17 protein-coding genes and 1 tRNA gene are annotated in these 23,007 nt (G+C 63.9%); 15 read left to right on the top strand and 3 right to left on the bottom strand.

Annotation, left to right across the window (positions count from 1 at the left end; all coding sequences use genetic code 11):
* Positions 1 to 5: 5 nt before the first annotated feature.
* Positions 6 to 81 (top strand) — tRNA-Trp (locus tag QW868_RS24160).
* An 89-nt stretch (positions 82 to 170) separates the two neighbouring features.
* Here the strand turns inward: QW868_RS24160 and QW868_RS24165 are convergent.
* The gene (locus tag QW868_RS24165; protein ID WP_316231707.1) at positions 171 to 1,412 is read right to left on the bottom strand and encodes an ABC transporter substrate-binding protein; all 1,242 of its coding nucleotides are present in this window, start codon (positions 1,410 to 1,412) and stop codon (positions 171 to 173) included.
* A gap of 186 nt (positions 1,413 to 1,598) precedes the next feature.
* Between QW868_RS24165 and QW868_RS24170 the strand changes: the two genes are divergently transcribed.
* The 9 genes from QW868_RS24170 to QW868_RS24210 all read left to right on the top strand — a co-directional run bounded on the left by QW868_RS24170 (position 1,599) and on the right by QW868_RS24210 (position 8,486).
* Positions 1,599 to 1,835, top strand: a complete 237-nt coding sequence (locus QW868_RS24170) for a hypothetical protein (RefSeq protein ID WP_315811490.1) — start codon at positions 1,599 to 1,601, stop codon at positions 1,833 to 1,835.
* Positions 1,836 to 1,837: 2 nt separating this feature from the next.
* A complete protein-coding gene (gene secE, locus QW868_RS24175; protein ID WP_006611822.1) occupies positions 1,838 to 2,029 on the top strand; it encodes a preprotein translocase subunit SecE in 192 nt (63 codons plus the stop codon).
* Positions 2,029 to 2,586: a transcription termination/antitermination protein NusG gene (nusG, locus tag QW868_RS24180; RefSeq protein ID WP_284423110.1), complete on the top strand. Its 558-nt coding sequence runs from the start codon at positions 2,029 to 2,031 to the stop codon at positions 2,584 to 2,586. The genes secE and nusG overlap by 1 nt, the downstream gene beginning before the upstream one ends.
* Positions 2,587 to 2,820: 234 nt before the next feature.
* A complete protein-coding gene (gene rplK / locus QW868_RS24185; RefSeq protein ID WP_012045056.1) occupies positions 2,821 to 3,249 on the top strand; it encodes a 50S ribosomal protein L11 in 429 nt (142 codons plus the stop codon).
* 6 nt (positions 3,250 to 3,255) lie between these two features.
* Positions 3,256 to 3,948: a 50S ribosomal protein L1 gene (gene rplA, locus QW868_RS24190; RefSeq protein WP_315737585.1), complete on the top strand. Its 693-nt coding sequence runs from the start codon at positions 3,256 to 3,258 to the stop codon at positions 3,946 to 3,948.
* A gap of 79 nt (positions 3,949 to 4,027) precedes the next feature.
* Positions 4,028 to 4,978, top strand: coding sequence for a 2-hydroxyacid dehydrogenase (locus tag QW868_RS24195; RefSeq protein WP_316231708.1), 951 nt, complete (start codon positions 4,028 to 4,030; stop codon positions 4,976 to 4,978).
* Between the two features lie 213 nt (positions 4,979 to 5,191).
* Positions 5,192 to 5,656, top strand: coding sequence for a (2Fe-2S)-binding protein (locus QW868_RS24200; RefSeq protein WP_315776633.1), 465 nt, complete (start codon positions 5,192 to 5,194; stop codon positions 5,654 to 5,656).
* Positions 5,657 to 5,658: 2 nt separating this feature from the next.
* Positions 5,659 to 7,842 carry a xanthine dehydrogenase family protein molybdopterin-binding subunit gene (locus tag QW868_RS24205; RefSeq protein ID WP_316231709.1) on the top strand — a complete coding sequence of 728 codons (2,184 nt, stop codon included), beginning with the start codon at positions 5,659 to 5,661 and terminating at the stop codon, positions 7,840 to 7,842.
* Positions 7,839 to 8,486, top strand: coding sequence for an Isoquinoline 1-oxidoreductase subunit (locus QW868_RS24210; RefSeq protein WP_316231710.1), 648 nt, complete (start codon positions 7,839 to 7,841; stop codon positions 8,484 to 8,486). The genes QW868_RS24205 and QW868_RS24210 overlap by 4 nt, the downstream gene beginning before the upstream one ends.
* 275 nt (positions 8,487 to 8,761) lie before the next feature.
* Here the strand turns inward: QW868_RS24210 and QW868_RS24215 are convergent, their stop codons facing one another.
* Together QW868_RS24215 and QW868_RS24220 are read right to left on the bottom strand one after the other, a co-directional pair.
* Positions 8,762 to 9,286 (bottom strand): OsmC family protein, encoded by a 525-nt coding sequence (locus QW868_RS24215; RefSeq protein ID WP_316231711.1) that lies wholly within the window; start codon positions 9,284 to 9,286, stop codon positions 8,762 to 8,764.
* A 106-nt stretch (positions 9,287 to 9,392) separates the two neighbouring features.
* Positions 9,393 to 10,010, bottom strand: a complete 618-nt coding sequence (locus tag QW868_RS24220) for a carboxymuconolactone decarboxylase family protein (protein ID WP_316231712.1) — start codon at positions 10,008 to 10,010, stop codon at positions 9,393 to 9,395.
* A gap of 596 nt (positions 10,011 to 10,606) precedes the next feature.
* On the opposite strand from QW868_RS24220, the gene rplJ reads away from it, so the two are divergent.
* The 5 genes from rplJ to QW868_RS24245 all read left to right on the top strand — a co-directional run bounded on the left by rplJ (position 10,607) and on the right by QW868_RS24245 (position 22,952).
* Positions 10,607 to 11,125, top strand: coding sequence for a 50S ribosomal protein L10 (gene rplJ, locus QW868_RS24225; RefSeq protein WP_315737590.1), 519 nt, complete (start codon positions 10,607 to 10,609; stop codon positions 11,123 to 11,125).
* Positions 11,126 to 11,185: 60 nt separating this feature from the next.
* Positions 11,186 to 11,557 (top strand): 50S ribosomal protein L7/L12, encoded by a 372-nt coding sequence (gene rplL / locus QW868_RS24230; RefSeq protein WP_315737591.1) that lies wholly within the window; start codon positions 11,186 to 11,188, stop codon positions 11,555 to 11,557.
* Between the two features lie 543 nt (positions 11,558 to 12,100).
* A complete protein-coding gene (gene rpoB, locus QW868_RS24235) occupies positions 12,101 to 16,219 on the top strand; it encodes a DNA-directed RNA polymerase subunit beta (protein ID WP_315737592.1) in 4,119 nt (1,372 codons plus the stop codon).
* Between the two features lie 131 nt (positions 16,220 to 16,350).
* Positions 16,351 to 20,550, top strand: a complete 4,200-nt coding sequence (rpoC, locus tag QW868_RS24240) for a DNA-directed RNA polymerase subunit beta' (RefSeq protein ID WP_315737593.1) — start codon at positions 16,351 to 16,353, stop codon at positions 20,548 to 20,550.
* 338 nt (positions 20,551 to 20,888) lie between these two features.
* Positions 20,889 to 22,952: an FAD-dependent oxidoreductase gene (locus tag QW868_RS24245; protein ID WP_315811483.1), complete on the top strand. Its 2,064-nt coding sequence runs from the start codon at positions 20,889 to 20,891 to the stop codon at positions 22,950 to 22,952.
* The last annotated feature ends 55 nt before the right edge of the window (positions 22,953 to 23,007 follow it).

A 23,007-nucleotide genomic window follows, 5' to 3' on the forward strand; every position in this document is an offset into this window, starting at 1 on the left:
TCGCTAGGAGTGTAGCTCAATTGGTAGAGCACCGGTCTCCAAAACCGGGGGTTGGGAGTTCGAGCCTCTCCACTCCTGCCAGCGAGATCAAGCACTTAAGCCAAAAATCGACGAGACAGGTTAGGCCGGGGCCCGCAACGCGCGAGCCCCGAATGCATTTCAGCAACCCCTTATTGCTTCACATAAGGACAGTTGCCGTCCTTCATCGGCCGGAACACCTGGTCGCCGGGCACCTCGGCCAGCACCTTGTAATAGTCCCACGGGCCCTTCGACTCCTCGGGCTTCTTCACCTCGAACAGGAACATCGAGTGCACCATGCGGCCGTCCGCGCGGACGACGCCGTTGTCGGTGAAGGCGTCGCGCACCGGGGTCTCGCGCATCTTGGCGAGCACCGGCTTGGTGTCGCGACTGCCTGCTGCCTTGACCGCGTTGAGATAGTGCAGGGTCGCGCTGTAGGTCGCCGCCTGGTTCATGGTCGGCATCCGCTTCATGCGCTCGAAGAACTTCTTGCCGAAGGCGCGGGTGCGGTCGTTGAGATCCCAGTAATAGGCCTCGGTGATGATCAGCCCCTGCGCCAGTTTCAAGCCGAGGCTGTGGATGTCGGAGATGAACATCACGATGCCGGCGAGGTTCTGGCCGCCGGCGACGATGCCGAACTCGGCGGCCTGCTTGATGGTGTTGATGGTGTCGCCACCGCCATTGGCCATGCCGATGATCTTGGCCTTGGAGGCCTGCGCCTGAAGCAGGAAGGACGAGAAATCCTGGTTGTTGAGGGGATGGCGGGCGCTGCCGACCACCGTGCCGCCGGCCGCGCGCACGACGTCGCCGGTGTCGCGCTCGATCGAATGGCCGAACAGATAGTCGGCGGTGATGAAGAACCAGGTGTTGCCGCCGTTCTTGACGATGGCGCTGCCGACCGTGTGCGCGTTGCCGTAGGTGTCGTAGGTCCAGTGCACGGTGTAGGGCGAGCAGGACTTGCCGGTGATGTCGGAGCTCGCGGCATCCGTCACGATCATCAGCTTCTCGAACTGCTTCGACATCTCCATGCCGGCGAGCGCGGTCGCCGAGGTCGGCATGTCGATGACCATGTCGACGGCCTCGTTCTCGTACCATTTGCGCACGATCGCGGCGGCGATGTCGGCCTTGTTCTGCGGATCGGCGCTGATCACCTCGATCGGCTTGCCGAACATGCTGCCGCCGAACTCCTCGACCGCGAGCTTGGTGGCCTCGAGATTGCCCTGGCCGCCGATGTCCGAATAGACCGACGAGAAGTCGCTGAGCACGCCGATCTTGAGCGGGGCTTGGGCCTGGGCACAGGCAGGGACGGCGGTGAGGGCGAGAGCGGCAAGACCGAGAGCAGCAAGGCTGACGGCGGCAAGGCGCGTCCGTCCCTTGCGCGGGGCAAAGGTCATGGGTTTCCTCCGGATTGTTCTTGTGCGGACGAGAATGAGCGGGTGGCGCAGGCCCGGCAAGAGCAGGAGCTGCTCCACCACGGGCATTTCGTCGCGGCAACTGCTCAACCTGCCGTGGTGCGGAAATGGCCTGCCGTTGCACGAAAAACCGCGTTGTGGCGGACCAGGCGGGGGCCTGACGCGGGAATGGCCGCCGACGCCCGGCATGCCCATATCTTGACCTTTGGCCGGCCCGACAGTAGATATCTCGACAACCTGCAGCCGGCCCGCGATAAAAGCGGATATCCGGCGCGGCTTTTCACTCCCCGAACAAGCGAGCCCGTGGATTCGGCTCATCTCTCCGACAAGAGGGTGGGCCAAGGACGGCTGTTCGGTTTTCCCAGTCAACTCTTCAATCGTCCGATGACGGACGCGGACCCCTGACGATGGCTACCAGCCCGTTCAAATTCCTGCAGGAAGTGCGCTCGGAGACCGCCAAGGTCTCGTGGCCGAGCCGTCGCGAGGTCACCATCACCACGATCATGGTGTTCGTGATGGTGGCGCTGGCCTCGGTGTTCTTCTTCGCCGCCGATCAGATCATCCGTTATCTCATCACCCTCGTGCTGGGCATTCACTGATGGCAACCGCAACGCAAAGCTCCGACAAGCGCTGGTACATCGTCCACGCCTATTCGAACTTCGAGAAGAAGGTCGCGGAGTCGATCCGCGAGCAGGCCAAGCAGCGCAATCTCGAGGACCTGTTCGAGCAGGTGCTGGTGCCGATCGAGAAGGTCACCGAGGTGCGCCGCGGCCGCAAGATCGACGCCGAGCGCAAGTTCTTCCCCGGCTACGTGCTGGTGAAGATGAAGCTGACCGACGAGGCGTTCCACCTGATCAAGAATACGCCCAAGGTGACCGGCTTCCTCGGCGCCGAGAACAAGCCGATGCCGATCTCCGAAGGCGAGGCGATGCGCATCCTGAACCAGATGCAGGAAGGCGTGGAGCGGCCGAAATCCTCGGTGTCGTTCGAGATCGGCGAGAACGTCCGCGTCGCCGACGGCCCGTTCGCCTCGTTCTCTGGCGTGGTCGAGGAAATCGACGAGGCGCGCTCGCGGGTCAAGGTCGCGGTGTCGATCTTCGGCCGCGCCACCCCGGTCGAACTGGAATTCAACCAGGTCGAGAAGATCGTCGGTTAAGGGCCGGGCTGCCGGGTCTCTAGGCGTCCCGGGCTTTCCTTTTCGTCCGATCTCGTGTATCGGGCGCCCTTCGCTCCCCAACCGGGGGGCGATTTCGTTCGTGGGAGGCGTGACCGGCTTTGCCAGCCGGATGAAGCGCGCCGGACCACGGTCCCAAACCTCGCCTGAGGGTTTTGTCGCCCGAAGGCGTTGCGTTCGCATCAGGCAGAATCGCGAACGCATTGGAGAGTCATAATGGCAAAGAAAGTAACCGGTTACCTGAAGCTTCAGGTCCCGGCCGGTGCGGCCAACCCGTCGCCGCCGATCGGCCCCGCGCTGGGTCAGCGCGGTCTCAACATCATGGAGTTCTGCAAGGCGTTCAACGCGCAGACCCAGAAGGAAGAGAAGAACACCCCGATCCCGGTGGTCATCACCATTTATGCGGACCGGTCCTTCACCTTCGAGATGAAGACCCCGCCGATGTCCTACTTCCTCAAGCAGGCTGCCAAGATCCAGTCCGGCTCGAAGGCGCCGGGCCGCGACAAGGCCGGCAAGGTGACCAAGGCGCAGGTGCGCGAGATCGCCGAGAAGAAGATGAAGGACCTGAATTGCGACTCGATCGAGTCGGCCATGAAGATGGTCGAGGGCTCTGCCCGCTCGATGGGTCTGGAAGTTGCGGGGTAAGGCGCCATGGCACTCGGAAAGCGTTTGAAGAAGGCCCGCGAGGGCATCGATCGCACCAAGCTCTACCCGCTTGCTGACGCGATCAAGATGATCAAGGAGCGGGCCGTCTCGAAGTTCGACGAGACCATCGAGGTCTCGATCAACCTCGGCGTCGATCCGCGCCATGCCGACCAGATGGTCCGCGGCGTCGTCATGCTGCCGAACGGCACCGGCCGTACGCTCCGCGTCGGCGTGTTCGCCCGCGGCGCCAAGGCCGACGAAGCCAAGGCCGCCGGTGCCGACGTCGTCGGCGCGGAGGACCTGGTCGAGAAGGTGCAGAACGGCAACATCGACTTCGACCGCTGTATCGCCACCCCCGACATGATGCCGCTGGTCGGCCGTCTCGGTAAGGTGCTCGGTCCGCGCGGCATGATGCCGAACCCGAAGATCGGCACCGTGACCATGGACGTCGCCGGTGCCGTCAAGGGCGCCAAGGGCGGTTCGGTCGAGTTCCGCGTCGAGAAGGCCGGCATCATCCAGGCCGGCGTCGGCAAGGCCTCGTTCGCCGAGGACAAGCTGGTCGAGAACATCAAGGCGCTGGCGGATGCGGTCGTGAAGGCCAAGCCGGCGGGCGCCAAGGGCACCTACGTCCAGCGCGTCGCCGTCTCCTCGACGATGGGCCCGGGCGTCAAGGTCGAGCCGGGCACCGTGCTCGCCTGAGCGGCCAAGCATAGGTTAGATTGGGGAGGGCGGGATCGTTCATCGATCCCGCCCTTCGCATTTTGGAGTACCGGCCGACATGCCCGACAAGGTCCTGATCTATTCCCGCCTGCCGAAATCCTTGACCCAGCGCTTTGCCGGTCGGTTCGATCTGCTCGACAGCGGCGGCAAGCCGGCGCACGAGGTGTTTCCGGCGGACGAGGTCGCGCAGATCCGGGCGCTGATCACGGCCGGCGGCACGCCGCTGGGGGCTGCCGACATGGACAGGCTCCCGGCGCTCGGGGCCATCGTCTGCTATGGCACCGGTTACGACGGCGTCGACCTGAAGGCGGCCGCGGCCCGTAACATCGCCGTCGGCCACAGCCCGGGCGCCAATGCCGCGGCGGTCGCAGACGTCGCTGTGATGTTGATGCTGGCGACCACGCGGCGGCTGACGGTGGCAGACGCCTATGTCCGCGACGGGGGCTGGGCGTCCGCAAAACCATCGCCGCTGATGAAGCCGCCGCCCAGTCTCGCCGGCTGCAAGGTCGGCGTCTACGGCATGGGCGAGATCGGCCGCAAGATCGCGAGCCGCGTAGCCGCCTTCGAGACTGAGGTCGGCTATTTCAACCGCACCCGCTATGACGATCTGCCGTATCAATATTTCCCGAGCCTCGATGCGCTCGCCGAATGGTGCACCGTGCTGATGATCGCCGTCCGCGCCAGCGCCGAGACCACCCACGTCGTCAACGCCGACCTCCTCAAGAAGCTCGGCACCGACGGCCACATCGTCAACATCTCGCGCGGCTCGGTCATCGACGAGCGGGCGCTGGTGGCGGCGCTCAAGGAGGGTACCGTTGCCGGTGCCGGCCTCGACGTGTTCGAGACGGAGCCGCATGCGCCGGATGAGCTGACCTCCCTGCCCAACGTGGTGTTGACGCCGCATATCGGCGGCAACACCAGGGAGTCGCACGTCGCGATGCAGGCCTGCGTGGTGGCGAATCTCACAGCGTTCTTCGGCGGCGAGATGATGCCTTATCAAGTCAAGTAGCTCGTAGCCCGGGCGAGCGGAACGACCCGGGACGGACCATCCCCCATGTCGCTTTCGCCTTTGCGGGCTGTGGCTGACGCTGATGCGGGCTACGTCCAAAACGTTCCGCCCCGCGCAGAAATATTTTGACGCACTGCACATCTCTGTGAATTGCGAACCATTCTCGAATGCTTCTAACTCTTGCTGTTAGGACGACAGATAGTGCGAGGGGCCATGGCGGCGTTCACTTTGAAGATCAATGGGCGGGAGCATCAGGTTGATGTCGACCCCGGCACTCCCTTGCTCTGGGCCATTCGTGACAATGTTGGGCTGACCGGCACCAAATATGGCTGCGGCGTTGCGCAATGCGGGGCCTGCACAGTCTATATCGACGGCCAGACCGTGCGCTCGTGCTCGTTGCCGGTGTCGGCAGTCGGGAAGAGCGAGGTGACGACGATCGAGGGACTCTCCAGCAAAGAGGCGGTTGCCGTCCAGAAGGCATGGGCCGCGCATGATGTGCCACAATGTGGCTACTGCCAGTCAGGCCAGGTGATGAGCGCCGCCGCGCTGCTCAGCCTGACCCCGAAGCCCAGCGACCAGGACATCGATCTCGCAATGAACGGCAACATCTGCCGCTGCGCCAGCTATGTCCGCATCCGCGCCGCAATTCATTCGGCCGCCAAGACTCTGGAGGGCTGATCATGAACCTTCATGTGAAATCTGGAGCCGCTGCGACCTTGTCGCGCCGCTCGCTGTTGAAAGCCGGCGCTGGGTTCGTGCTCGCCACCTATGTCGCGCGCAACGGCGTCGCCTACGCGCAGGACGCTGCTGCGGCAAAATCCGTCAACATCGCGCCGAACACGTTTCTGGTGATCGGCCAGGACGACACCGTCACCGTTCTCTGCAAGCACATCGAGTTCGGACAGGGCCCGTTCACCGGCATGGCCACCCTGGTGGCCGAGGAGCTCGATGCCGATTGGTCGCAGATGCGCGCCGATCATGCGCCCTCGAATCCGGTGCTCTACAAGAATCTCTTGTTCGGGGTGCAGGGCACTGGCGGCTCGAGCGCGATCGCCAATTCCTACGAGCAGATGCGCAAGGTCGGCGCCGCCGCGCGCGCGATGCTGGTGGCTGCGGCTGCCGACGAATGGAAGGTGCCGGCCGAGGAGATCACGGTCGATAAAGGCATCGTTAGACATCCCTCCGGCAAGCAGAGCGGTTTCGGCGCGCTGGCCGCGAAGGCGATGCAACAGCCGGTGCCGGCGAACCCGCAGCTCAAGGATCCCTCCGCCTTCAAGCTGATCGGCAAGGAAGGCGCCGTGACCCGGCTCGACAGCGTGGCGAAGTCGAACGGCTCGGCCGAGTACACGCTCGACATCAAGGATCCGGGGACCTTGACCGTGCTGGTGGCGCGCTCGCCGCGGTTCGGCGGCAAGGTGGCCTCCTTCGACGCATCAGCAGCGAAGGCCGTGCCTGGCGTCGTCGACGTCAAGGAGGTGCCGAATGGCGTCGCCGTCTATGCCGAGGGCTTTTGGCCGGCCAAGATGGCACGTGACCTGCTCAAGATCACCTGGGACGACAGCAAGGCGGAGACGCGCGGCACGGCGCAGCTGCTGGAGGAGTTTCGCGCGCGTGCGAAGAAGCAGGGCGCGCTGGTCAAGCAGGAGGGCGACGTCGACGCCGAGATCGCCAAGGGCGGCAAGCTGATCGAGACCGAGTTCGTCTTCCCCTATCTGGCGCATGCGCCGATGGAGCCGATCAACGCATTCCTGCACTGGAAGGGCGACACGGCGTCGGCGCGCTACGGCAGCCAGTTTCCGACGCCTGATCACGCCGTGATCGCGCAGGTGCTGGGGCTCGACATCGCCAAGGTCGATCTCAAGACGATTCTCGCCGGCGGCAGCTTCGGCCGGCGCGCGCAGCAGTCGACCCATGTCGCCATGGAGCTGGCGCAGGTCGCCAAGGCGATCGGGCCGGGACGTCCGGTCAAGCTGGTGTGGACCCGCGAGGACGACATGCGCGGCGGCTACTACCGGCCGTTCAGCCTGCATCGCATGCGCGGCGTCGTTCGCGACGGCAAGATCGTGGCGTGGTCGGATACGATCGTCGGCCAGTCGATCATGAAGGGCTCGCCGTTCGAGGCGATGACCATGAAGAACGGTCTCGATGCGACGGCCTATGAGGGCTCGAACGAGATCCCGTACCAGGTGCCGAACTTCCGCTGCGACCTGCACCAGGTCGATGTCGGGGTGCCCGTGCTGTGGTGGCGCTCCGTCGGCCACACCCATACCGGCTACGCTGTCGAGGCGTTCGTCGATCAGCTGCTCGAAGCCGCCGGCCAGGATCCGGTGGAGGGGCGACTGGCGATGATGGCCGACAAGCCGCGTCACGCCGGTGTGCTCAAGGCGGTCGCCGAGCTCGCGGACTGGAAGGGCGCCAAGCTCGAGGCGGGCCGCGCCCGCGGCGTTGCCGTGGTCGAGAGCTTCAACACCTACGTCGCCCAGGTCGTCGAGCTGTCGATGGGCGCCGACGGACCGGTCGTGCACAAGGTCTGGTGCGCTGTCGACTGCGGCGTCGCGGTCAATCCCGACATCATCCGCGCCCAGATGGAGGGCGGCATCGGCTTTGCGCTGGGCCACATCCTCTATGCGCAGCAGCCGCTCGACGAGGGACGTCCGGTGTCGGGCAATTTCGATACCTACCGCTCGCTGCGCATCCACGAGATGCCCGAGATCGAGGTCGCGATCGTGCCGTCGACAGAGAAGCCATCGGGGGTAGGCGAGCCCGGCGTCCCGCCGCTCGGACCGGCCGTCGCCAACGCCATGGCGAAGCTCGGCCTGCCGCGCCCCACGCAATTGCCGATCCGGCCGGGAGACACTGCATGAGACTGGTTAGAACGGGGGCGATGGCGTTGCTCGCCGGCTGCCTGGCTGCGGTTGCCGTCGCGGCCTATCCGGGGCTTCAGCGCGCCTATGCCGCGCCCGAGGCGACCCGCGTGGCCAATGGCCTGAAGCCGGCAGCGGACTTCGCGAAGATCAAGAACAGGGAGGAGCGCGCGGTGGCGCTGTTCGAGGAGGCCGGCAAGGTGCTGCAGTCGCCGCGCTGCATGAACTGCCATCCGGCCGGCGATCGTCCGACCCAGACCGACAAGATGATTCCGCACCAGCCGCTGGTGGTCCGCGGCGAGGCCGGCATGGGCGCGCCCGGCGGGCTCGCCTGCACGACCTGTCACCACGAAGCCAATTTCGACCCGGCGCGCGTGCCCGGCAATCCGAAGTGGCAGCTGGCGCCGATCGAGATGGCCTGGCAGGGCCGATCGCTCGGCCAGATCTGCACCCAGATCAAGGACCCGAAGCTCAACGGCGGCAAGACCATGGCCCAGCTGATTCATCATATGGCTGAGGACGAACTGGTCGGCTGGGGCTGGAATCCGGGAGCAGGGCGGACGCCGGCGCCGGGCAGCCAGAAGCAGTTCGGCGAGCTGATCAAGGCCTGGGCCGATGCCGGTGGGGCCTGCCCGAAGGGGTAGGCGGCACGGCCCCGTCGGGTGCCACGGCACCCGACAGATCGCGCGAACGTTGCCATGCTCGTGACGTGACGAACTCCCTCCTCGTCATTGCGAGCGTGAGTGATGTTCGATGGCACGCCTTACGCCTATCTGCAGATCTGCGGCACACTGTGGATCGGAAATGAGTATGGGCCCGGTCAAGTGCCGATCTGGACGATGCGATATGGTGGGCCATCAGAGCCTTGATGCTTGACGGTGGACGCGAGTCATCAGGCATGGACGCGACGATCTGACCTCTACGCCTGCCGAACCACAAGCTCGCTGGTCATGGGAATTCCCCTCAGTGCGCCGAGCACCATGTTGTGGGAAATGGCGCGCTCATGGATCTTCTCGAGTTCGGCACGCGGCGCGGAGGAACTCAAGGTGGCGCGGAGGTGGAGGGATAGGTAGCAATGCCGGGCCTCGACGGGCGCCTCGAGCCCTTCGAGGCCATCGAATTCACCACGCGGGTCGAACACGCCTTCCGCGACGAACTCGGCCGAACGGAGATCGATGCCGGCATGCGCCGCCAGCATCGGATAGCCCGAGCCGGCACAGACGGCTGCAGCGGCGAAGATCTGTTCCCAGGGATAGACGACAGACGGGGCATTGTCCTTCAGGCACGCCGGCCGCTCCAGAAGCGGTGTTGTGTAGGGATCGCTTGACTGCGGATCGAAGCGGTAGCGGGCACGGTAGGTCCCGCGCACCGCATCGCCATGCTTCTTCATCACGGACACGATATCCTTCACCGTGCTGACAGCTTCTCCGAAAACTATGGGCATCCTTGCCTCCTTCCAATCCTGGGTTTCTAAGTCGCGCCATGGGATGCCGACGGCAGCGTTTTCCGTCCGGCATCCCGATTTTGGTACATTGCCGATAGTGTTCGCCTTATTTGGCAGGCGGAGTCGCTTGCGCGTCGCCGCCAAGCTCCTTCTTGAAGGTCTCAAAATCGACCTGCATGCCGTTGAAGATCGTGCTCCAGTGCCGGGCCACCGCGGCGATCGCGACGGCTTCCTCGATTTCGTCCTTCGTCGCACCTGCCCGCTTGGCGTTCTCGGTGTCTTCCCAGATGCAGTACCGACAGGGGATTTGAGCGGAGACGGCGAGTGAGATCAGAGCCTTCACCTTCGGCGGCAGGGCGGTTTCGTTCGAAAACTGCAGCGCCTTCACCTCGGCCCAGGCGCCCGGCAGCGCGGCTTTCGAAACCTGGTGGAGAAAGCCTGGCACCGTGCCGAGCGTCTGCTTGATGTCCTTGTAGGTGGCATCGACCTCTGCCTGGCCGGCCAGGCAGAGGCTGGATGCGAACACGGCCGCGCAGATGACGGCCGAAGCCAAAGCGCCCGTGAAGACCCGGTGTGACCGCCGCAACGGCCTACACTTATCCGGTGTGAGACGTCGGCCGTCATGAGCGCCGTCATTGCGACGAAGCAATCCAGACTTCCTTCTCGACCCTGGATTGCTTCGCTCGCAATGACGGGGGGAGAGACCGAGCGTGGGAACCCGCATGCTGCTCTCGCCTTCGCCTGTCAGGCGCTGGCGGATGCTCGTGGGGGCCTCGCGAACTGTCCAACTGGTGCGATTTTTGCTCTTGGGGGTCTTGGCAAGTCGCCGTGGACCCGTTAAAGAACCGGCTTCCGGGCGGGCTGGCATTTGCTGGCGCGCTCGTGCGCGCATTCCGAAAGCCTAGAGGATCAGTATTCCTTTTGAGGATATCCGTTTGGATGACCCGGAAGGAAGAAGGATCTTTCTGCTCTCGAATGCCGCAGGGGAGGTCGGTCCGCCGATCACCCCGATCCTGTCCGAGACTGCAGGCGCCGGCGCGGAATTCAATTTCCTCAATGGCTTAATCGTCCAGCCTGCATAGACGGGTGAAGACCGGATTTCGGCATGTCCACTGCCTCTGTCGTGGTGGCATGCAGGTTTGGTTCGAACCTCGACACTCCGTGGGCCGATAAAGCCTTGCGGAAGGGCAGGCTATTCATCGCCGTTTTGCCTTGCGTGTCCTCGGGTTCTTCCGTCCGGAGGTCAGGTTTGGTGGGGCGGCGGGTGCAACCCGGCGGTCCCGCTTTCGGGCGAAGGCCGCCAACCGGAGAGAGCTTGCTGTGGAACGAGCGGCAAAGAAAGAGGCGGTCGAGGAACTGCACGAGGTCTTCAAGACCACGGGCGTCGCGGTCGTCGCTCACTATTCCGGCCTCACCGTAGCCCAGATGCAGAAGCTGCGCATGCAGATGAAGCAGGCGGGCGCGTCGGTGAAGGTCTCGAAGAACCGTCTCGCCAAAATTGCTCTTGAAGGCACGGACGTCGTCGGCATCGGTCCCCTGTTGAAGGGGCCGACCGTGATCGCAACTTCGAACGATCCTGTCGCGGCGCCCAAGGTTGCCATGGAATTCGCCAAGGCGAACGAAAAGTTCGTCATCCTCGGCGGCTCCATGGGTAAAACCGTCCTGAATGTCGACAGCGTCAAGGCTCTCGCCTCGCTGCCGTCGCTGGACGAACTGCGCGGCAAGCTCGTCGGCCTGATCCAGGCTCCGGCGACCAAGCTCGCCCAGCTCGCCAACGCACCCGCGGCCAAGGTCGCGCGCGTCATTCAGGCTCATGCCTCAAAGGGCGAAGCGGCCTGACGCCCTTCGCAAACACTCAAAACCTGGTTTCGAACCGAACCATCTTAAGGAAGTAGATCAATGGCTGACTTGCAGAAAATCGTCGACGACCTGTCCTCGCTCACCGTTCTCGAGGCCGCCGAGCTCGCCAAGCTCCTGGAAGAGAAGTGGGGCGTGTCCGCCGCTGCCGCCGTCGCGGTTGCTGGCCCGGCCGCTGCCGCTGCCGCTCCGGCGGAAGAGAAGACCGAGTTCACGGTTGTCCTGGCCTCGGCCGGCGACAAGAAGATCGAGGTCATCAAGGAAGTCCGCGCCATCACCGGCCTGGGCCTGAAGGAAGCCAAGGACCTGGTCGAGGGTGCCCCGAAGCCGGTCAAGGAAGGCGTCAACAAGGAAGAGGCCGAGAAGATCAAGGCTCAGCTCGAGAAGGCTGGCGCCAAGATCGACCTCAAGTAATCGCAAGATTGCAGGCGGAGCCTTCCGGCGGCCTAAGGCAGGTCCGAAGGTTTCGAGAGATTATGGTGACCGGGCGGTAACATCGCCCGGTCATCATCGGAACAAAAGAGTTTTGCAGAGGTGTCGGGTCGGGCCGGGATACTGCAAAAGGCGTGCAACAGGATCGCCCGTTGCGGGCCGAACACGGAAAAGTGTGGAGATTTAGGGGCTTCCCCCTCGAATCTCGGCTATCGTCGGCCCATATTGGGTCGGCAGCACGAAAAGCCGGTTATCGGTGGAGTGGCGTCTCCGCCTTTAGACCGTTGGGAGATAGGCAATTTCGGGCTTTTGCAGTCCGTGACGAGATGGTTGTGACGAGCGGGTGCGCCCTCGCGCCTCGCGCGTCGTTTTGCGTTTTGCTGGTCTGAAGAACAGAGCTGGGACGTTTCCGTTCCGGCTTTGGGCCTCAGATCCTCGAAATGGATCGAAATTCAACCCGAAGGGGCGGTGGCAGCCGCTGTTTCGGAAGGTTCGCCCCTCCGGGCGACGAAATGAGAGGCCACGATGGCGCAGCAGACATTCACCGGTCGCAAACGCGTTCGCAAGTTCTTTGGACACATCAAGGAAGTCGCGGAGATGCCGAACCTCATCGAGGTTCAGAAGGCGTCCTACGACCAGTTCCTGATGGTGGACGAGCCCACGGGTGGGCGAGCGGATGAGGGCCTGCAGGCGGTGTTCCGCTCGGTGTTCCCGATCTCCGACTTTTCGGGCACCTCGATGCTGGAATTCGTCCGCTACGAGTTCGAGCCGCCGAAATACGACGTCGACGAGTGCCGCCAGCGCGGCATGACCTTCGCTGCGCCGCTCAAGGTGACCTTGCGCCTCATCGTGTTCGATATCGACGAGGAAACCGGCGCGAAGTCGGTGAAGGACATCAAGGAGCAGGACGTGTACATGGGCGACATTCCGCTCATGACCATGAACGGTACCTTCATCGTGAACGGCACCGAGCGCGTCATCGTCTCGCAGATGCACCGTTCGCCGGGCGTGTTCTTCGACCACGACAAGGGCAAGACCCATTCGTCGGGCAAGCTGCTGTTCGCTGCCCGCGTCATTCCGTATCGCGGCTCCTGGCTCGACATCGAGTTCGACGCCAAGGACATCGTGTTCGCGCGCATCGACCGTCGCCGCAAGCTGCCGGTGACGTCGCTGATGTTCGCGCTCGGCCTCGACGGCGAGCAGATCCTGTCGACCTTCTACAAGAAGCTGATCTACAAGCGCATCAAGGAAGGCTGGCGCGTTCCGTTCGACGCCAACCGGTTCCGCGGCTATTCGACCGTGAACGACCTGATCGACGCCGACACCGGCAAGGTCGTGCTCGAGGCCGGCAAGAAGCTCACCGTGCGCGCCGCCCGCCAGCTCCAGGAGAAGGGGCTGAAGGCGCTGCGCATGTCGGACGAGGAGCTGCTCGGCAACTACATCGCCGAGGATCTCGTCAATCCGAAGACGGGTGAGATCTACGCCGAGGCCGGCGAGGAGATCACCGACAAGCTGTTCAAGGTGCTGAACGAGCAGGGCTACAAGGACCTGCCGCTGCTCGACATCGACCACGTCAATGTCGGCCCCTACATCCGCAACACGCTGTCGGCCGACAAGAACATGACGCGTGAGGATGCGCTGTTCGACATCTACCGCGTGATGCGTCCGGGCGAGCCGCCGACGCTCGATTCGGCGCAGGCGATGTTCCAGTCGCTGTTCTTCGATGCCGAGCGCTACGACCTCTCCGCGGTCGGTCGCGTCAAGATGAACATGCGCCTCGAGCTCGATGCGCCCGACACCCAGCGCACGCTGCGTAAGGAAGACATCCTGTCGGTCATCAAGACCCTGGTAGACCTGCGTGACGGCAAGGGCGAGATCGACGACATCGACCATCTCGGCAACCGCCGCGTCCGCTCGGTCGGCGAGCTGATGGAGAATCAGTACCGCATCGGCCTGTTGCGCATGGAGCGCGCCATCAAGGAGCGTATGTCGAGCGTCGACATCGACACCGTGATGCCGCAGGACCTGATCAACGCCAAGCCTGCCGCCGCTGCCGTGCGCGAGTTCTTCGGCTCGTCGCAGCTGTCGCAGTTCATGGACCAGACCAACCCGCTGTCGGAGATCACCCACAAGCGCCGCCTGTCGGCGCTTGGACCGGGCGGTCTGACCCGCGAGCGCGCCGGCTTCGAGGTGCGCGACGTGCATCCGACGCATTACGGCCGCATCTGCCCGATCGAGACACCTGAAGGTCCGAACATCGGCCTGATCAACTCGCTGGCGACCTTCGCCCGTGTCAACAAGTATGGCTTCGTCGAGACGCCGTACCGCAAGGTCAAGGACGGCCGGGTCACCGACGAGGTGGTGTATCTGTCGGCCATGGAGGAGGGGCGCTACCGCGTCGCGCAGGCCAACGTGCCGCTCGATGCCAAGGGCCGCTTCACCGAGGACCTCGTGGTCTGCCGTCACGCCGGCGAAGTCGTGCCGATGACGCCCGACAAGGTCGACTACATGGACGTGTCGCCGAAGCAGCTGGTTTCGGTGGCCGCGGCGCTGATCCCGTTCCTCGAGAACGACGACGCCAACCGCGCGCTGATGGGCTCGAACATGCAGCGCCAGGCGGTGCCGCTGGTTCGCGCCGAGGCGCCGTTCGTCGGTACCGGAATGGAAGGCGTCGTGGCCCGTGACTCGGGCGCCGCGATCGCGGCGCGCCGCTCCGGCGTGATCGACCAGATCGACGCCACCCGCGTCGTCATCCGCGCCACGGAGGATCTCGATCCGACCAAGTCGGGCGTCGATATCTACCGGCTGATGAAGTATCAGCGCTCGAACCAGTCGACCTGCATCAACCAGCGTCCGCTGGTGAAGGTCGGCGACATCGTCAAGAAGGGCGACATCATCGCTGACGGTCCGTCGACCGATCTCGGTGAGCTCGCGCTCGGCCGCAACGTGCTGGTCGCGTTCATGCCGTGGAACGGCTACAACTTCGAGGACTCCATCCTGCTCTCCGAGCGGATCGTGAAGGAGGACGTCTTCACCTCGATCCACATCGAGGAATTCGAGGTGATGGCCCGCGACACCAAGCTGGGTCCGGAGGAAATCACGCGCGACATTCCGAACGTGTCGGAAGAGGCGCTGAAGAACCTCGACGAAGCCGGCATCGTCTATATCGGCGCGGAAGTGCGCGCCGGCGACATCCTGGTCGGCAAGATCACGCCGAAGGGCGAGAGCCCGATGACGCCGGAAGAGAAGCTGCTGCGTGCCATCTTCGGCGAGAAGGCCTCTGACGTGCGCGACACCTCGCTGCGGGTGCCGCCGGGCGTGCAGGGCACGATCGTCGAAGTGCGCGTGTTCAACCGGCACGGCGTCGACAAGGACGAGCGTGCGCTGGCGATCGAGCGGGAAGAGATCGAGCGTCTGGCCAAGGACCGCGACGACGAGCAGGCGATCCTGGACCGCAACGTCTACAGCCGTCTCGCCGACATGCTGGATGGCCGTCAGGGCATCTCCGGTCCGAAGGGCTTCAAGAAGGACACCAAGATCACGCGCGCGGTGCTCGACGAGTATCCGAAGTCGCAGTGGTGGCTGTTCGCCTCGCCGAACGACAAGCTGATGGCCGAGATCGAGGCCATGCGGAAGCAGTACGACGAGTCGAAGAAGGGGCTGGAACAGCGCTTCCTCGACAAGGTCGAGAAGCTGCAGCGTGGCGACGAGCTGCCGCCAGGCGTGATGAAGATGGTCAAGGTCTTCGTTGCGGTGAAGCGCAAGATCCAGCCGGGCGACAAGATGGCCGGCCGTCACGGCAACAAGGGCGTCGTCTCCAAGATCGTGCCGATCGAGGACATGCCGTTCCTCGAGGACGGCACGCATGCGGACATCGTGCTGAACCCGCTGGGCGTGCCCTCGCGCATGAACGTCGGACAGATCCTCGAGACGCATCTCGGCTGGGCCTGCGCCGGCCTCGGCAAGCGCATCGCCCAGACGGTCGATGCCTACCTGTCGAAGCAGGACGTGAAGCCGCTGAAGGAGACCTTGAAGCGGATCTACGGCGATGACGAGACCATCAAGTCGCTCAACGACAACGAGTTGATCGAGCTTGGTCACAATCTGAGCCGTGGCGTGCCGATCGCCACACCGGTGTTCGACGGCGCCAAGGAGGCCGACATCGAGGAGATGTTGAAGCTCGCCGGCCTCGACGCATCCGGTCAGTCGACGGTCTATGATGGCCGCACCGGCGATGCGTTCGATCGCAAGGTGACGGTCGGCTACATCTATATGCTGAAGCTGCACCATCTGGTCGACGACAAGATCCATGCGCGTTCGATCGGCCCGTACTCGCTGGTCACCCAGCAGCCGCTGGGCGGCAAGGCCCAGTTCGGCGGCCAGCGTTTCGGCGAAATGGAGGTGTGGGCGCTCGAAGCCTACGGCGCGGCCTACACGCTGCAGGAGATGCTGACGGTGAAGTCGGACGACGTCGCCGGCCGCACCAAGGTCTACGAGGCGATCGTGCGCGGCGACGACACGTTCGAGGCCGGTATTCCGGAATCGTTCAACGTGTTGGTCAAGGAAATGCGCTCGCTCGGCCTCAACGTCGACCTGCACAACTCCAAGCTCGGACCGGCGCCGACGTCGGAAGCCGCCGAGTAGTTCAAGAGGTCAGGCCCGGCCGTCTCGGACGGCCGGGTGCCGGCGCCTTCCCCCGCGGGTCAGGACAAGGCGCCCGTTGAGAGATTTTCGAATTTGCGGCCGACCCCCGATCGGCCCGCGAGGAGAATACGATGAACCAAGAAATTATGAATCTCTTCAATCCGACGACGCCGGCTCAGGTCTTCGACCAGATCCGGATCTCGATTGCGTCTCCGGAGAAGATTCTGTCCTGGTCCTACGGCGAGATCAAGAAGCCGGAAACGATCAACTACCGCACCTTCAAGCCCGAGCGCGACGGCCTGTTCTGCGCCCGCATCTTCGGGCCGATCAAGGACTACGAGTGCCTGTGCGGCAAGTACAAGCGGATGAAGTACAAGGGCATCATCTGCGAGAAGTGCTCGGTCGAGGTGACCCTGTCGCGCGTCCGGCGCGAGCGCATGGGCCATATCGAGCTCGCCGCTCCCGTCGCGCACATCTGGTTCCTGAAGTCGCTGCCCTCGCGCATCGGCCTCCTGCTCGACATGACGCTGAAGGATCTCGAGCGGATCCTGTACTTCGAATACTACGTCGTTCTCGAGCCGGGTCTGACCGCGCTCAAGGACCGTCAGCTCTTGTCCGAGGACGAGTATCTCAAGGCGCAGGACGAATACGGCCAGGACAGCTTCACCGCCATGATCGGCGCGGAGGCCATCCGTGAGCTGCTGCGCGGCCTCGAGCTGGAGAAGCTCGAGCAGACGCTGCGTGCGGAGATGCAGGAGACCGACTCCGACATCAAGCACAAGAAGCTCGCGAAGCGTCTGAAGATCGTCGAGGCCTTCCGCCACTCCGGCAACAAGCCGGAATGGATGATCATGACCGTGGTGCCGGTGATCCCGCCGGACCTGCGGCCGCTGGTCCCGCTCGACGGTGGCCGCTTCGCGACCTCCGACCTCAACGACCTCTACCGCCGCGTCATCAATCGCAACAACCGTTTGAAGCGGCTGATGGAGCTGCGCGCGCCGGACATCATCATCCGCAACGAGAAGCGCATGCTTCAGGAAGCGGTGGATGCGCTGTTCGACAACGGCCGCCGTGGCCGCGTCATCACCGGCGCCAACAAGCGTCCGTTGAAGTCGCTCGCCGACATGCTCAAAGGCAAGCAGGGCCGCTTCCGTCAGAACCTGCTCGGCAAGCGCGTCGACTATTCCGGTCGCTCGGTCATCGTGGTCGGTCCGGAGCTGCGCCTGCACCAGTGCGGCCTGCCGAAGAAGATGGCGCTCGAGCTGTTCAAGCCGTTCATCTATTCGCGGCTCGATGCCAAGGGCCTGTCGACGACGGTCAAGCAGGCCAAGAAGCTGGTCGAGAAGGAGCGCCCCGAGGTCTGGGACATCCTGGACGAGGTCATCCGCGAGCATCCGGTGCTGTTGAACCGCGCGCCGACGCTGCATCGCCTCGGCATCCAGGCGTTCGAGCCGGTGCTGATCGAAGGCAAGGCGATCCAGCTGCATCCGCTGGTGTGCTCCGCGTTCAACGCCGACTTCGACGGCGACCAGATGGCCGTCCACGTTCCGCTGTCGCTCGAAGCGCAGCTGGAAGCGCGCGTCCTGATGATGTCGACCAACAACATCCTGCATCCGGCCAACGGTCAGCCGATCATCGTGCCGTCGCAGGACATCGTGCTCGGTCTCTACTACGTCTCGATCATGCGCGAAGGCATGCCCGGCCAGGGCATGGCGTTCGGCAACATGGCCGAGCTCGAGCATGCGCTGCACGCCAAGGCCATCCATCTCCACAGCAAGATCAAGTATCGCTGGGAGGGCATGGACGAGACCGGCAAGGTCGCCAAGCGCTGGATCGAAACCACCGCGGGCCGCGTCATGCTCGGCAATCTCTTGCCGAAGCATCCGCGCGTCACGTTCGAGGTCATCAACAAGCTGATGACCAAGCGCGAAATCTCGGGCGTGATCGATCAGGTCTATCGTCACTGCGGCCAGAAGGAGACGGTGATCTTCTGCGACCGCATCATGGCGCTCGGCTTCTACAACGCCTTCAAGGCGGGCATCTCGTTCGGCAAGGACGACATGGTCGTGCCGGCGGGCAAGTGGAAGATCGTCGACACCACCCGTACGCTGGCGAAGGATTTCGAGCAGCAGTACAATGACGGTCTGATCACCCATGGCGAGAAGTACAACAAGGTCGTCGACGCCTGGTCGAAGGCCAGCGAAGAGATCGCCAAGGAGATGATGAAGGAAATCTCCGTCACCAAGAAGACGGCGACGGGGGCGGATGCCGACATCAACTCGATCTACATGATGTCGCATTCCGGTGCCCGCGGTTCGCCGGCCCAGATGCGTCAGCTCGCCGGCATGCGCGGCCTCATGGCCAAGCCGTCGGGTGAGATCATCGAGACGCCGATCATCTCGAACTTCAAGGAAGGTCTGTCGGTTCTCGAGTACTTCAACTCGACCCACGGCGCCCGCAAGGGCCTCGCGGACACCGCGTTGAAGACCGCGAACTCGGGCTACCTGACCCGTCGTCTGGTCGACGTCGCGCAGGATTGTATCATCACGCAGGACGATTGCGGCACCCATCTCGGCATCAAGATGCGCGCCATCGTCGATGCCGGCACGGTCGTGGCTTCGCTCGGCTCGCGCATCCTGGGCCGCGTGCCCTGCGATGACGTGCGTGATCCCGCGACCAACGCCGTGCTGGTCAAGGCCGGCACGCTGATGGAGGAGAGCCACATCGACGCCATCCAGCAGGCTGGCGTGCAGGAGGTGAAGATCCGCTCTGCGCTGACGTGCGAGCTCGTCAACGGCATCTGCAAGATGTGCTACGGCCGCGATCTGGCGCGCGGCACGCCGGTCAACCATGGCGAGGCTGTCGGCGTCATCGCCGCGCAGTCGATCGGTGAGCCCGGCACCCAGCTGACGATGCGCACCTTCCACATCGGCGGCGCAGCGCAGCTGAACGAGCAGTCCTTCGTGGAATCGAACTTCGAAGGCAAGGTGGTCATCAGGAACAAGTCGATCGCTCGCAACAGCGAGGGTCACCTGATCGCGATGGTCCGCAACATGGTCGTGACGATCGTCGACCCCGACGGCACCGAGCGTGCGACGCACCGTATCCAGTACGGCTCGCGCATGCACGTCGACGACGGCGACATGATCAAGCGCGGCCAGCGCATCGCCGAGTGGGATCCCTATACCCGCCCGATCCTCACGGAAGCGGAGGGCACGATCGGGTTCGAGGATCTGACCGAAGGTCTGTCGATCTCGGAAACGCTCGACGAATCCACCGGTATTGCCAAGCGCGTGGTCATCGACTGGCGTGGAACGCGCGGTGGCGCGGATCTGCGTCCGGCGATCGTGATCAAGGGCAAGGACGGCAAGGTGCTCAAGCTCGCCCGCGGCGGCGATGCCCGCTACATGCTGTCGGTCGACGCGATTCTTTCTGTCGACGTCGGTGCGACGGTGAAGCCAGGCGACATCCTGGCGCGTATCTCGACCGAAAGCGCCAAGACGCGCGACATCACCGGCGGTCTGCCGCGGGTGGCGGAGCTGTTCGAAGCGCGCAAGCCGAAGGATGCCGCGATCATCGCTGAGATCGCCGGCACCATCCGGTTCGGTCGCGACTACAAGAACAAGCGTCGCATCTCGATCGAGCCGGTCGACAAGACCGAGGAGCCGCGCGAGTACCTGATCCCGAAGGGCAAGCACATCCATCTGCAGGATGGCGACATCGTCGAGAAGGGCGACTTCATCGTCGAAGGCAACCCCGCGCCGCACGACATCCTGGCGATCAAGGGCATCGAGGAGCTCGCGGCCTATCTGGTCAACGAGATCCAGGAGGTCTACCGGCTGCAGGGCGTGCTCATCAACGACAAGCACATCGAGGTGATTGTCCGTCAGATGCTGCAGAAGGTGGAGATCGCCGACCAGGGCGACACCGACATGATCTCGGGCGAACAGGTCGACAAGATCGAGTTCGACCTGCTCAACGCGAAAGCCGTGGAGGAGGCGAAGAAGCCGGCCACAGGCACTCCGGTTCTGCTCGGCATCACCAAGGCGAGCCTGCAGACCCGGTCGTTCTTCTCGGCGGCCTCGTTCCAGGAGACCACCCGCGTCCTCACCGAGGCGGCGGTCAACGGCAAGATCGATCCGCTCGAGGGTCTCAAGGAGAACGTCATCGTCGGCCGTCTGATCCCGGCTGGCACCGGCGCCTCGATGGCCCGCATCCGCGAAGTCGCCTTGAAGCGCGACAAGCTGATTCTCGACGAGCGCGAGAAGCAGGCGGCGATCGTGCCGGCGCAGCCCGAGCCTCAGCCGCTCGCTCTGCCGCCGGCAGAGTAAACGGACGATTGCGGCAGACCCTGACGGTGTTGGGGTCTGCCGTGCGTTCATCACGCGTAGAAAAGGCCGGCGGTTGCCGGCCTTTTTTTGACATTTTCTTCTCCTGTTGCCGCGCTGCTGCCCCGTTGTTCATCTTCCCTTCAGGGACAGAGGTGCTCTTGGAAGCATCAGATCCGCTGAGCTGATTTCCGTCGACTCCCGTGGCGATGCGCCGATTTGCTCCGGCGCAAATCTTTTGCGGGCCGGGTACGCTATGGCCGATCGAGCCCCGAGGGTGGCAGGACCCCTGATATGGACGACCGGCAACGTCGCTGACAGCCGGAGATGGCGGAACTTAGATGCTTGACCTTGCGATTGTTGGTGGCGGTCCGGGTGGACTGATGAGCGCCTGGTACCTGAGGCGCAAACTCGGCGATCTCTGCAAGGTGACGATCTTCGAGGCATCCGACCGGCTCGGCGGCAAGATCGTGACGCGCAAGTTCGATACCGCACCGGCGATGTATGAGGCTGGTGTCGCAGAAATCTACGACTACTCGATGACCGGCCCTGATCCGCTGCGCGAGCTGATCCAGCATTTCGGTCTGCAGACGATTCCGATGGATGCGCTGCAGGTCCAGCTCGACGGCGAGCTGCTCGACGACGTGCCCGGGCTGCGCCGCAAGTACGGCCCGAAGACGGCCGCTGCCGTCGAGGCGTTCCGCAAGCGTTGTACGGAGGTAATGTCGCCGGTCGAATATTACGAAGGCGTCGGCGCCCACGATAACGAGCACCCCTGGGCCTACAAGACCTGCGAAGAGCTGCTCGACGAGGAGGTCGAGGATCCCACGGCCAAGCGCTTCTTCAAGGTGATGTCGCGCTCCGACCTCGCGACCGAGGCCCACAACACCAACGGCCTCAATGCGCTCAAGAACTTCGTGATGGATATCGACGACTATATCGGCCTGTACTCGATCCAGAACGGCAATGAGCAGCTGATCGAGTGCCTTCGCTCGGAGGTTGATGCTGACATCAAACTCAATCATCGCGTGCTCCGCATCGGCAAGACCGAGCAGGGCCGCTACCGGCTCAACATGATGAACGGCAAGGGGCCGGAGACGCGCGAGTTCGATCTCGTGTTGGTGTGTCTGCCGCATTCCTGGCTGTCGACGGTCGGCTGGGACGGCGAGAAGCTGCGCCAGTCCATGGTCAAGCACATCGCCTATTTCGATCGTCCCGCGCATTATCTGCGCGTCTCGATCCTGTTCGACGAGCCGTTCTGGGGCGAGAAGATTCCGGGCTCCTGGTTTATGTCGGAGGCGTTCGGCGGCTGCTGCATCTACAACGAGGGCTCGCGCCACGACGTCGGCAAGCACGGCGTGCTGAACTGGCTGATCGCGGGCTCGGATGCGCTCGCCTTCGCCAATCTGTCGGACCAGGAGCTGATCGATGCCGCGCTGAAGTCGCTCCCAGCGGCGCTCGGCGACGCGCGCGCGCACTTCATGGAAGGCAAGATCCATCGCTGGCTGTCGTCGGTCAACGCGCTGCCCGGCGGTCTGCCGGTGCGCGACGTCATGACCAATCACCGGCCTGAGCCGAAGGAGCACCCCGGTATCGTCGTGGTCGGAGACTACCTGTTCGACTCGACCTTGAACGGGCTGCTCGATTCCTCGGATGCGGCCACCGACATCATCCTGACCGAGATGATGCGGCTGCGCCGCGCCCGCTCGCAGGCCGAGATGCCGCTGTCGGACAAGATCGACCGCGACTATTTCGACAATTATCGCGGGCAGGGGCCGTACAGCGAAGCGTGGTCGCAGTTCACCGATCCGGACTATCTGACCAGCCTGATCAAGATCGTCTGGAACCGGGCCGGCAAGGGCAAGGGCTACAAGCTCCTGGTCGCCGGCTCCGCGAGCGGCGAGCTGGTGGGAGCGCTCCGCGAGCGCGGCATCGATGCCTGGGGCATCGAGAACAACCGCTACATCCATGGCAAGACGCCGAAGGCGCTGAAGAAGTACAACAAGCTCGGCTCGATCACCGACATGCCGTTCAAGACCGGTGAGTTCGATTTCGTGTTCGAGACCAGCCTCTGCCACCTCGGTGACAAGCAGGTTGCGCGCGCGGTCCGCGAGCTCAACCGCGTCGTCAAGACCGGCCTCGTGTTCGGCTCGATCACCTCGGACATGGCCCCGGCGCTGGTCGACCGCTACGACCTGCTGCGTGGGGTCAAGAAGCTCGGCACCTGGTGGGAGTGGTCGGAGCTGTTCTTCGGCAACGGGTTTGATCTGGCCATGCACCGCCGCGATTGCACCGACGAGGTGTGGGCTGCGACGCTCGCGGCCAACAAGGGGCCCGGTCAGTGGTACGCCGACGCCGACAGCCTGCGCTATTCGTTCTTCGACAAGGTCGAGGACGAAGATTGAGGACGCTGGCCGCGGCGCTGTGCAGATGTTAAAGGCCTGACGCGCAAGGCTGGCG

Source organism: Bradyrhizobium sp. SZCCHNR1051, from assembly GCF_032489615.1.
Taxonomy (GTDB): Bacteria; Pseudomonadota; Alphaproteobacteria; order Rhizobiales; family Xanthobacteraceae; genus Bradyrhizobium.

Excerpts from the sequence above, each read along its gene's own strand:
- QW868_RS24165 (WP_316231707.1), bottom strand. The coding sequence starts at position 1,412 with ATGACCTTTGCCCCGCGCAAGGGACGGACGCGCCTTGCCGCCGTCAGC.
- QW868_RS24170 (WP_315811490.1), top strand. The coding sequence starts at position 1,599 with ATGGCCGCCGACGCCCGGCATGCCCATATCTTGACCTTTGGCCGGCCC.
- secE (WP_006611822.1), top strand. The coding sequence starts at position 1,838 with ATGGCTACCAGCCCGTTCAAATTCCTGCAGGAAGTGCGCTCGGAGACC.
- nusG (WP_284423110.1), top strand. The coding sequence starts at position 2,029 with ATGGCAACCGCAACGCAAAGCTCCGACAAGCGCTGGTACATCGTCCAC.
- rplK (WP_012045056.1), top strand. The coding sequence starts at position 2,821 with ATGGCAAAGAAAGTAACCGGTTACCTGAAGCTTCAGGTCCCGGCCGGT.
- rplA (WP_315737585.1), top strand. The coding sequence starts at position 3,256 with ATGGCACTCGGAAAGCGTTTGAAGAAGGCCCGCGAGGGCATCGATCGC.
- QW868_RS24195 (WP_316231708.1), top strand. The coding sequence starts at position 4,028 with ATGCCCGACAAGGTCCTGATCTATTCCCGCCTGCCGAAATCCTTGACC.
- QW868_RS24200 (WP_315776633.1), top strand. The coding sequence starts at position 5,192 with ATGGCGGCGTTCACTTTGAAGATCAATGGGCGGGAGCATCAGGTTGAT.
- QW868_RS24205 (WP_316231709.1), top strand. The coding sequence starts at position 5,659 with ATGAACCTTCATGTGAAATCTGGAGCCGCTGCGACCTTGTCGCGCCGC.
- QW868_RS24210 (WP_316231710.1), top strand. The coding sequence starts at position 7,839 with ATGAGACTGGTTAGAACGGGGGCGATGGCGTTGCTCGCCGGCTGCCTG.
- QW868_RS24215 (WP_316231711.1), bottom strand. The coding sequence starts at position 9,286 with ATGCCCATAGTTTTCGGAGAAGCTGTCAGCACGGTGAAGGATATCGTG.
- QW868_RS24220 (WP_316231712.1), bottom strand. The coding sequence starts at position 10,010 with ATGCGGGTTCCCACGCTCGGTCTCTCCCCCCGTCATTGCGAGCGAAGC.
- rplL (WP_315737591.1), top strand. The coding sequence starts at position 11,186 with ATGGCTGACTTGCAGAAAATCGTCGACGACCTGTCCTCGCTCACCGTT.
- rpoB (WP_315737592.1), top strand. The coding sequence starts at position 12,101 with ATGGCGCAGCAGACATTCACCGGTCGCAAACGCGTTCGCAAGTTCTTT.
- rpoC (WP_315737593.1), top strand. The coding sequence starts at position 16,351 with ATGAACCAAGAAATTATGAATCTCTTCAATCCGACGACGCCGGCTCAG.
- QW868_RS24245 (WP_315811483.1), top strand. The coding sequence starts at position 20,889 with ATGCTTGACCTTGCGATTGTTGGTGGCGGTCCGGGTGGACTGATGAGC.